General features: G+C 68.9%; 5 protein-coding genes. All 5 read right to left on the reverse strand.

Annotated elements, in window-relative coordinates:
* Nucleotides 1-42: 42 nt before the first annotated feature.
* Nucleotides 43-3,936: a DNA-directed RNA polymerase subunit beta' gene (locus tag ACFUEL_RS26870; protein ID WP_380239338.1), complete on the reverse strand. Its 3,894-nt coding sequence runs from the start codon at nucleotides 3,934-3,936 to the stop codon at nucleotides 43-45.
* Between the two features lie 105 nt (nucleotides 3,937-4,041).
* Entirely contained in the window at nucleotides 4,042-7,515 is a 3,474-nt protein-coding gene (rpoB, locus tag ACFUEL_RS26875) for a DNA-directed RNA polymerase subunit beta (protein WP_380239339.1), read from the reverse strand.
* A 594-nt stretch (nucleotides 7,516-8,109) separates the two neighbouring features.
* Nucleotides 8,110-8,496 carry a 50S ribosomal protein L7/L12 gene (rplL, locus tag ACFUEL_RS26880; RefSeq protein ID WP_380239341.1) on the reverse strand — a complete coding sequence of 129 codons (387 nt, stop codon included), beginning with the start codon at nucleotides 8,494-8,496 and terminating at the stop codon, nucleotides 8,110-8,112.
* 80 nt (nucleotides 8,497-8,576) lie between these two features.
* Nucleotides 8,577-9,131: a 50S ribosomal protein L10 gene (gene rplJ, locus ACFUEL_RS26885; RefSeq protein ID WP_014136320.1), complete on the reverse strand. Its 555-nt coding sequence runs from the start codon at nucleotides 9,129-9,131 to the stop codon at nucleotides 8,577-8,579.
* 296 nt (nucleotides 9,132-9,427) lie between these two features.
* The gene (locus ACFUEL_RS26890; RefSeq protein WP_380239340.1) at nucleotides 9,428-10,249 is read right to left on the reverse strand and encodes a hypothetical protein; all 822 of its coding nucleotides are present in this window, start codon (nucleotides 10,247-10,249) and stop codon (nucleotides 9,428-9,430) included.
* Nucleotides 10,250-10,326 lie beyond the last annotated feature (77 nt).

The following is a 10,326-nucleotide window of genomic DNA, read 5'->3' on the forward strand; positions in this document are numbered from 1 at the left end:
CCCCGATCGGGGTGGCCGCCCTGCGGTGCTGCCGGCGAAGGATCAGCCGGTGTACGGCCCGTAGTCGTAGTCGTCCAGCGGGACGGCCTGGCCGGAGCCCGCGCCGAACGGCGACAGGTCGTAGTCGTCGTAGCCGACGGCCGAGTACATCGCGGCCTTGGCCTCCTCGGTCGGCTCGACCCGGATGTTGCGGTAGCGGGGCAGACCCGTACCGGCCGGGATGAGCTTGCCGAGGATGACGTTCTCCTTGAGGCCCAGCAGCGGGTCCGACTTGGCGTGGATCGCCGCGTCGGTGAGCACCCGGGTCGTCTCCTGGAAGGAGGCGGCCGACAGCCAGGACTCGGTGGCCAGCGAGGCCTTGGTGATACCCATCAGCTGCGGACGGCCGGAGGCGGGGTGGCCGCCCTCGGAGACCACGCGGCGGTTCTCCTGCTCGAAGCGGCCGCGCTCGACGAGCTCGCCCGGGAGCAGCTCGGCGTCGCCCGACTCGATGATCGTCACGCGGCGGAGCATCTGCCGGATGATGATCTCGATGTGCTTGTCGTGGATCGACACGCCCTGCGAGTTGTAGACCTTCTGGACCTCGGCCACCAGGTGGATCTGGACGGCACGCTGGCCCATGATGCGCAGCACGTCGTGCGGGTTGGTGGCACCGACGGTCAGCTTCTGGCCGACCTCGACCGCCTCGCCCTCGCTGACCAGCAGCTTGACGCGCTTGGAGACCGGGTAGGCGATCTCGTCGCTGCCGTCGTCGGGGGTGACGACGACCTTGCGGGTCTTCTCGGTGTCCTCGATGCGGACCCGGCCCTGGGCCTCCGAGATCGGGGCGACACCCTTGGGGGTGCGGGCCTCGAAGAGCTCGACGACACGGGGCAGACCCTGGGTGATGTCGTCACCGGCCACACCACCGGTGTGGAAGGTGCGCATGGTCAGCTGGGTGCCGGGCTCACCGATGGACTGGGCGGCGATGATGCCGACCGCCTCACCGATGTCGACCAGCTTGCCGGTGGCCAGCGAGCGGCCGTAGCAGAAGGCACAGGTGCCGACCGCGGACTCGCAGGTCAGGATCGAGCGGACCTTGACCGAGCTCACGCCGTGCCGGATCAGCTCGTCCATCAGGACGTCGCCGAGGTCGGTGTTGGCGGTGGCGATCAGCTTGCCGTCGACGGTGATGTCCTCGGCGAGCATGCGGGCGTACACGCTGGTCTCGACGTCGTCGGCCTTGCGCAGCACGCCGTCCGCACCGACCTGGCCGATCTCCAGCTTGAGGCCGCGCTCGGTGCCGCAGTCCTCCTCGCGGATGATCACGTCCTGCGAGACGTCCACCAGACGACGGGTCAGGTAACCCGAGTCGGCGGTGCGCAGCGCGGTGTCGGCCAGACCCTTGCGGGCACCGTGGGTGGAGATGAAGTACTCCAGCACGGACAGGCCCTCGCGGAACGACGCCTTGATGGGGCGGGCGATGGTCTCGTTCTTCGCGTTCGACACCAGACCGCGCATACCGGCGATCTGACGCATCTGCATCATGTTTCCGCGCGCGCCCGAGTCGACCATCATGAAGATGGGGTTCGTCTTCGGGAAGTTCGCGGCCATCGCGTCGGCGACCTCGTTGGTCGCGCGGGTCCAGATGCCGACCAGCTCGGACTTGCGCTCGTTGTCGGTGATCAGACCGCGCTCGTACTGCTTCTGGACCTTCTCCGCCTGCGCCTCGTAGCCCTCCAGGATGGCGGGCTTGCTCGGCGGGACGATGACGTCCGAGATCGAGACGGTGACACCGGAACGGGTCGACCAGTGGAAGCCGGCCGCCTTCAGGTTGTCGAGCGCCGCGGCGACGACGACCTTGGGGTAGCGCTCGGCAAGGTCGTTGACGATCGCCGACAGCTGCTTCTTGCCGACCTCGTAGTCGACGAACGGGTAGTCCTCGGGCAGCAGCTCGTTGAAGAGCGCGCGGCCCAGGGTGGTGGTGATCCGGAACGGCTCGCCCTCGGTCCAGGTCGGCTGCCCGTCCTCGTCCACCGGCGGGGTCCAGCCGCGGGGCGGGACGGTGCCGCCGGCCAGGCGCAGGTCGATCGGGGCCTGGACGTCCAGCTCGCGGGCGTCGAAGGCCATGATCGCCTCGGCGGTCGAGGAGAAGGAGCGGCCCTTGCCCTTGACCTCCTCGCGGTTCGAGGTGAGGAAGAACAGGCCCAGCACCATGTCCTGGGTCGGCATGGTGACGGGGCGGCCGTCGGCCGGCTTCAGGATGTTGTTCGAGGACAGCATCAGGATGCGGGCCTCGGCCTGCGCCTCCGCGGACAGCGGCAGGTGCACGGCCATCTGGTCGCCGTCGAAGTCCGCGTTGAACGCGGTGCAGACGAGCGGGTGGATCTGGATGGCCTTGCCCTCGACCAGCTGCGGCTCGAACGCCTGGATGCCGAGGCGGTGCAGGGTGGGCGCGCGGTTGAGCAGCACCGGGTGCTCGGCGATGACCTCTTCGAGGACGTCCCACACCACGGGGCGGGCGCGCTCGACCATGCGCTTGGCCGACTTGATGTTCTGCGCGTGGTTCAGGTCGACCAGGCGCTTCATCACGAACGGCTTGAAGAGCTCCAGCGCCATGGCCTTGGGCAGGCCGCACTGGTGCAGCTTGAGCTGCGGGCCGACGACGATGACCGAACGGGCCGAGTAGTCGACGCGCTTGCCGAGCAGGTTCTGGCGGAACCGGCCCTGCTTGCCCTTGAGCATGTCGGACAGCGACTTCAGCGGACGGTTGCCGGGGCCCGTGACCGGGCGGCCGCGGCGGCCGTTGTCGAAGAGCGCGTCGACGGCCTCCTGGAGCATGCGCTTCTCGTTGTTCACGATGATCTCGGGCGCGCCGAGGTCGAGAAGCCGCTTCAGGCGGTTGTTGCGGTTGATGACGCGGCGGTACAGGTCGTTCAGGTCGGAGGTGGCGAAGCGGCCACCGTCGAGCTGGACCATCGGGCGCAGGTCCGGCGGGATCACCGGGACGCAGTCGAGCACCATGCCCTTGGGCTTGTTGCTGGTCTGCAGGAAGGCGGAGACGACCTTGAGGCGCTTGAGCGCACGGGTCTTCTTCTGGCCCTTGCCGGTGCGGATGATCTCGCGGAGGCGCTCGGCCTCCTCGCCCAGGTCGAAGGACTCCAGGCGGTCCTTGAGGGCCGCGGCGCCCATCGAGCCGGAGAAGTAGGTGCCGAAGCGGTCGCGCAGCTCGCGGTAGAGCAGCTCGTCGCCCTCCAGGTCCTGGACCTTGAGGTTCTTGAAGCGGGTCCAGACCTCGTCGAGGCGGTCGATCTCGCGCTGCGTGCGGTCGCGCAGCTGCTTCATCTCGCGCTCGGCGCCCTCGCGCACCTTGCGGCGCACGTCGGCCTTGGCGCCCTCGGCCTCCAGCTCGGCCAGGTCGGACTCGGCCTTCTTGGCCCGGGCCTCCAGGTCGGCGTCGCGCCGGTTCTCGATCTGCTGGCGCTCGACCGAGACGTGCGCCTCCAGGGACGGGAGGTCGCGCTGGCGGCGCTCGTCGTCCACCCAGGTGATCATGTAGGCGGCGAAGTAGATGACCTTCTCGAGGTCCTTCGGCGCCAGGTCGAGCAGGTAGCCCAGGCGCGACGGGACGCCCTTGAAGTACCAGATGTGGGTGACCGGGGCGGCCAGCTCGATGTGGCCCATCCGCTCGCGGCGCACCTTGGCGCGGGTCACCTCGACGCCGCAGCGCTCACAGATGATGCCCTTGAAGCGGACGCGCTTGTACTTGCCGCAGTAGCACTCCCAGTCCCGGGTGGGACCGAAGATCTTCTCGCAGAAGAGGCCGTCCTTTTCCGGCTTCAGCGTGCGGTAGTTGATGGTCTCCGGCTTCTTCACCTCGCCGTGCGACCACTGGCGGATGTCGTCGGCGGTGGCCAGTCCGATGCGGAGCTCGTCGAAGAAGTTGACGTCAAGCACTGGTCGTCAAGCCCTCTTTCGTGATTCGAGAGTCTGTCTGTTGGTCTGAGGGGGGCCTGGGGGTCGGGCCGGCCCGGGTTCTACTCCGGGCCGACCCGGCCTCCGTCAGACCTCTTCGACGCTGCTCGGCTCGCGCCGGGACAGGTCAATGCCGAGCTCCTCGGCGGCGCGGAACACGTCCTCGTCGCTGTCGCGCATCTCGATGGACTGGCCGTCCGAGGACAGCACCTCCACGTTGAGGCAGAGCGACTGCATTTCCTTGATGAGGACCTTGAAGGACTCGGGAATGCCGGGCTCGGGGATGTTCTCGCCCTTGACGATCGCCTCGTAGACCTTCACGCGGCCCAGGACGTCGTCGGACTTGATGGTGAGCAGCTCCTGCAGCGCGTAGGCCGCGCCGTACGCCTCGAGGGCCCACACCTCCATCTCACCGAAGCGCTGACCACCGAACTGCGCCTTACCACCGAGCGGCTGCTGGGTGATCATCGAGTACGGACCGGTCGAACGGGCGTGCAGCTTGTCGTCGACCAGGTGGTGCAGCTTGAGGATGTACATGTAGCCGACCGAGACCGGCATCGGGAACGGCTCGCCGGAGCGGCCGTCGAACAGCCGGGCCTTGCCGGTGGAGTTCACCAGGCGCTCACCGTCACGGGTGAGGGTGGTGTTGTCCAGCAGGCCGGTGATCTCGTCCTCGCGGGCGCCGTCGAAGACCGGGGTGGCGAGGTTGGTGCCGCCCTGGACCGTGTCGGCGCCGATCGCCTGGAGGCGCTGGGCCCACTCGTCGGCGAGGCCGGAGACGTCCCAGCCCTGCTTGGCGAGCCAGCCGAGGTGGATCTCCAGGACCTGCCCCGGGTTCATCCGGGACGGGACGCCCAGCGGGTTCAGGATGATGTCGACCGGGGTGCCGTCCTCCAGGAACGGCATGTCCTCGACCGGCAGGATCTTGGAGATGACGCCCTTGTTGCCGTGGCGGCCGGCCAGCTTGTCACCGTTGGTGATCTTGCGCTTCTGGGCGACGTAGACGCGGACCAGCTGGTTCACGCCGGGGGGCAGCTCGTCGCCCTCCTCGCGGTCGAAGACGCGGACGCCGATGACCTTGCCGGACTCGCCGTGCGGCACCTTCAGCGAGGTGTCGCGGACCTCGCGGGCCTTCTCGCCGAAGATCGCGCGGAGCAGGCGCTCCTCCGGGGTCAGCTCGGTCTCGCCCTTCGGGGTGACCTTGCCGACCAGGATGTCGCCGGTGACGACGTCGGCGCCGATCCGGATGATGCCGCGCTCGTCGAGGTCGGCGAGGACCTCCTCGGAGACGTTCGGGATGTCCCGGGTGATCTCCTCGGGGCCCAGCTTGGTGTCGCGGGCGTCGACCTCGTGCTCCTCGATGTGGATCGAGGAGAGGACGTCGTCCTGGACGAGGCGCTGCGACAGGATGATCGCGTCCTCGTAGTTGTGGCCCTCCCACGACATGAACGCCACGAGGAGGTTCTTGCCGAGGGCCATCTCGCCCTCGTCGGTGCACGGGCCGTCGGCCAGCACCTGGCCGGCCTCGACCCGGGCGCCCTCGTCCACGAGCACCTTCTGGTTGAAGGCGGTGCCCTGGTTGGAGCGGGTGAACTTGGCGGCCCGGTAGGTGTTGTACGTGCCGTCGTCGTTGGCGACGGTGACGTAGTCGGCCGAGACCTCCTGCACCACGCCGGCCTTGTCGGCGGTGATGACGTCCGCGGCGTCGACGGCGCAGCGGTACTCCATGCCGGTGCCGACCAGCGGCGCCTCGCTGCGCAGCAGCGGGACGGCCTGGCGCATCATGTTCGAGCCCATCAGCGCGCGGTTGGCGTCGTCGTGCTCGAGGAAGGGGATCATGGCGGTCGCGACCGACACCATCTGGCGCGGCGAGACGTCCATGTAGTCGATCTCGGTGCCGGGGATGTAGTCGATCTCGCCGCCGCGGCGGCGGACCAGGACGCGGGGCTCGGCGAAGGTCAGCTCCGCGGTGAGCGGGGCGTTGGCCTGCGCGATGACGTACCGGTCCTCCTCGTCGGCGGTCAGGTAGTCCACCGACTCGGTGACGACGCCGTCGACGACCTTGCGGTACGGGGTCTCGATGAAGCCGAACGCGTTGACCCGGCCGTACGAGGCCAGCGAGCCGATCAGACCGATGTTCGGGCCTTCGGGGGTCTCGATCGGACACATGCGGCCGTAGTGCGAGGGGTGCACGTCGCGGACCTCGAAGCCGGCCCGCTCGCGGGACAGACCACCGGGGCCGAGCGCGGACAGGCGGCGCTTGTGGGTCAGGCCCGACAGCGGGTTCGTCTGGTCCATGAACTGCGACAGCTGGCTGGTGCCGAAGAACTCCTTGATGGAGGCGACGACCGGCCGGATGTTGATCAGGGTCTGCGGCGTGATCGCCTCGACGTCCTGGGTGGTCATCCGCTCGCGGACCACGCGCTCCATGCGGGCGAGGCCGGTGCGGACCTGGTTCTGGATCAGCTCGCCGACGTTGCGCAGGCGGCGGTTGCCGAAGTGGTCGATGTCGTCGACCTCGATGACGATGTCGCGGCCCTCGTCATCGCGCCACTCGGTCTCGCCGGCGTGCAGCTTCACCAGGTACTTGATGGTGTTGATGATGTCCGGCTCGGTGAGCACGCCGGAGTCGAGCGACTCGGCGTTGCCCAGCTTCCGGTTCACCTTGTAGCGGCCGACCTTGGCGAGGTCGTAGCGCTTCGGGTTGAAGTACAGGTTCTCCAGCAGCGTCTGCGCGGCCTCGCGGGTCGGCGGCTCGCCCGGGCGCAGCTTGCGGTAGATGTCGAGCAGCGCGTCGTCCTGGCCCTGGGTGTGGTCCTTCTCCAGGGTGGCGCGCATCGACTCGTACTCGCCGAACTCCTCCAGGATCATCTCGGTGGTCCAGCCGAGGGCCTTGAGCAGCACGGTGACCGACTGCTTGCGCTTGCGGTCGATGCGGACACCGACCATGTCGCGCTTGTCGATCTCCATCTCCAGCCAGGCACCGCGGGAGGGGATGATCTTGGCGGAGAAGATGTCCTTGTCGGAGACCTTGTCCAGGGTGGAGTCGAAGTAGACGCCGGGGGAACGCACCAGCTGGGACACGACGACACGCTCGGTGCCGTTGATGATGAACGTGCCCTTGTTGGTCATGAGCGGGAAGTCGCCCATGAACACGGTCTGGGACTTGATCTCACCGGTCTCGTTGTTGGTGAACTCCGCGGTGACGAAGAGCGGGGCCGCGAAGGTGAAGTCGCGGTCCTTGCACTCGTCGATGGAGTTCTTCGGCGGCTCGAAACGGTGGTCCCGGAAGGTCAGGGACATCGACCCGCTGAAGTCCTCGATCGGGGAGATCTCTTCGAAGATCTCCTCCAGACCGGACTTGGTGGGGACGTCCTGACCGCTCTCCAGGGCAGCCTCGACCCGGGACTTCCAGGCCGCGTTCCCGAGCAGCCAGTCAAAGCTCTCGGTCTGCAGGGCCAGGAGGTTCGGGACCTCGAGGGGCTCCTTGATCTTCGCGAACGAGACGCGGAGCGGGGCGGTGGATGCGGAATTGTTCGAGGCGTTGCGCGGCGCGGCCAAGAGGGGGGTCCTTCCGAGGGCTCGGAGCTCACTACGCGCATACCGGCCGGGCCTTGCCGAGGCGGAAAACCCCAGGTCAGGACAGGGACCACTCCGGGCGACGAGTCACGGAGCAGCTAACAGGCAGCGCAAAGGGACAGTGTAGCCAAAGGCGACACTGCTAGCAAGCCCTGATTCGGAGACCGAATCGGACGCTCCTCCCGTACAACCGACAACCCGGGCAGTGATCCCTCACCGGCCGGGCCGTCGCACCCACTTCTGCGTCACCGGGAACCTTCCCAGTGCCGCCCCCGAATATGCATCGGCGGCGGTTCCGCTTGGGCACGCGCCTCGAGAATCGCGCGCCGCGTGCTGTTCGTCAAGGCCCGCACCAGGGTGTGGACCTCGCAGTGCCCATCGTCCGGACCGCTCCCCGCGTTACACGCTGCCTGCACCCGGGGGCCGACGGACAGCGATCACCCTACCCCCGGGCGCCGACAGGAGCCGAGTCCGGCTTGGGCCATCGGGAGCAACTCGTGACCCGCCCCCTCGGCCCGCCCCGGCCCGGGACATTCCGGCCCGGCCGGAAGAGAACCTCTCAGCGAGAGGAACGGGTCACTTGACGGTGACCTTGGCGCCGGCGCCCTCGAGCTGGGCCTTCGCCTTCTCGGCGACGTCCTTGGCGACCTTCTCCAGAACCTTCGCACCGGCGGTGTCGACGAGGTCCTTGGCCTCCTTCAGGCCGAGGGAGGTGAGGGCGCGCACCTCCTTGATGACCTGGATCTTCTTGTCGCCGGCACCGTCGAGGATGACGTCGAACTCGTCCTGCTCCTCGACGGCCTCGGCGGCGGCCGGGCCGGCGCCGGCGACGGCGGCGGCGACCGGCGCGGCGGCGGTGACGTCGAACTTCTCCTCGAACGCCTTCACGAACTCGGAGAGCTCGATCAGGGTCATGCCCTCGAACTGCTCGAGCAGGTCCTCGGTGCTGAGCTTCGCCATGATTGGCGTCCTTCCACTAAATCGGCAGGTGCCGGATGTACGGGTTGGCGGGCGTGCTTACGGGCCCGCTGGGACGGGAGTGGTTACTCCGCGTCCTCGGCGGGAGCCGGAGTACCGGCACCGCCCTGCTCGACCTTCTCGCGCAGCGCCTCGACGGTGCGAACGAGCTTGGACGGGAGCGCCTGGAACACGGCGGCAGCCTGGGAGGGCTTGGCCTTCAGGGCACCCGCCAGCTTGGCGAGCAGCACCTCGCGGGACTCGAGGTCCGCGAGCTTCTTGATCTCATCGGCGGACAGCGCCTTACCGTCAAGGACACCGCCCTTGATGATGAGAGCAGGGTTCTCCTTGGCGAAGTCACGCAGAGCCTTCGCCGACTCCACCGGGTCACCGGTGACGAAGGCGACAGCCGTCGGACCGGCGAACAGGTCGTCCAGCTCGGAGATCCCGGCCTCGTTGGCCGCGATCTTGGTCAGCGTGTTCTTCACCACGGCGTAATCGGCGTTGCCGCCGAGCGAGCGACGAAGCGTCTTCAGCTGCTTCACCGTGAGACCGCGGTACTCGGTCAGAACGGCGGCGCTGGAGGCACGGAACTTGTCCGTGATCTCGGCGACGTCGGCAGCCTTGTCGGGCCTGGCCATAGGCTTACGCCTCCTTCCGTGATGTCGAAGTCGGGCCGACCTTCGAGAAGTCGACCATCCAACGCCGCGGACCCCAGGAAGCGAAGAAGCCCCGGCGCGCAGGCGCACGGGGCTCGCAATGACCTCGACGGACCGAGAACGGCCCGGAGATCTCCACTTGGCTCCACAACCTGCGCGGGCGACCCGCACGGGTGCGGGCCCTTCGGCTGCCGTCCTCCCTCTCGGGCGCACGGCGACAACCAGCGGTCTTTGGCTCGGCCAGCCTAACGGGGGAGACCGGGTTTGACCAAATCGCCCTACGGGAAGGGCGGCGGGCTGCTCCCGGTGCCGGCGGCGGTGTCGGCCTCCGCGGGGGCCTGGACGGAGAGCGAGGAGCTGCCGAACTCGGTGTAGTCGACGGTGTCGACCACGGCGGCGGCCCGGCGCAGCCGGACCACCTGGTCGCTGTCGTTGAGCCACAGGTCGAGCACCACGTCGCCGGGGCCCAGCGCGGCCTCCAGCGCCTGCCGCCGGGCCGGGTCGAGCTGGCCCTGCGCGGCGGCGTACTGGGCGGAGGTCACGGTGGCCCGGTAGTGCTCGACGGTGCTGTCGAGCAGCTTCTCCTCGCCGACCAGCTGCGGGTCCGGCGCGGCCGCCGCGGCGGCGACCGCGACCACCGGGCTGAGCCGGTCGATCAGGTCGGCGTACGGGATCCGGCCGTTGGAGAACTTCTGCCAGTGCGGGCCGCCCAGCCTGGCCGCGCTCTCCGGATCGCCGCCCAGGTAGGCGGAGGTGTCCAGCACCATCAGCACCTGGCCGTCGTCCCCGCCCTGGTACTTCAGCACCGTCTTGGGCGCCCAGAACAGCGCGCCCTTGGCGCCCCCGCCGTCCAGCACCGCGGTGTACTCGGCCCGCCGGGCGTCGTGCAGCACCAGCTGGGCGGAGAGCATCACCCCGTGCGGGGAGCGGTCGGTGGGGGTGGGCTGGGCGGTGGGGGTGAGCCGGGCGGCGGACGGGGCGGCGCTGGTGGAGGGGGCCCCGCCGTCGGGGGACTTCGCCGGGGAGCCGCAGGCGGTGGCCGCCCCGGTGAGCAGCGCGGCCGCCAGGAAGGCGGCGGCCCAACGCGCCGGTGCGCCCATCGCTTCCTCCTCCTGCCGCGGCCGTCCGTCCCCTCACGATGCCACGCGGACCGCGGGCCCCCGGAGTCGCCCCCGGG

Origin of the sequence: Kitasatospora sp. NPDC057198 (genome assembly GCF_042670125.1) — a bacterium.
GTDB lineage: Bacteria > Actinomycetota > Actinomycetes > Streptomycetales > Streptomycetaceae > Kitasatospora.

Bases quoted from the DNA above. Each gene is read 5' to 3' on its own strand.
- rplJ (WP_014136320.1), bottom strand. From the start codon at position 9,131: ATGGCCAGGCCCGACAAGGCTGCCGACGTCGCCGAGATCACGGACAAG.
- ACFUEL_RS26890 (WP_380239340.1), bottom strand. From the start codon at position 10,249: ATGGGCGCACCGGCGCGTTGGGCCGCCGCCTTCCTGGCGGCCGCGCTG.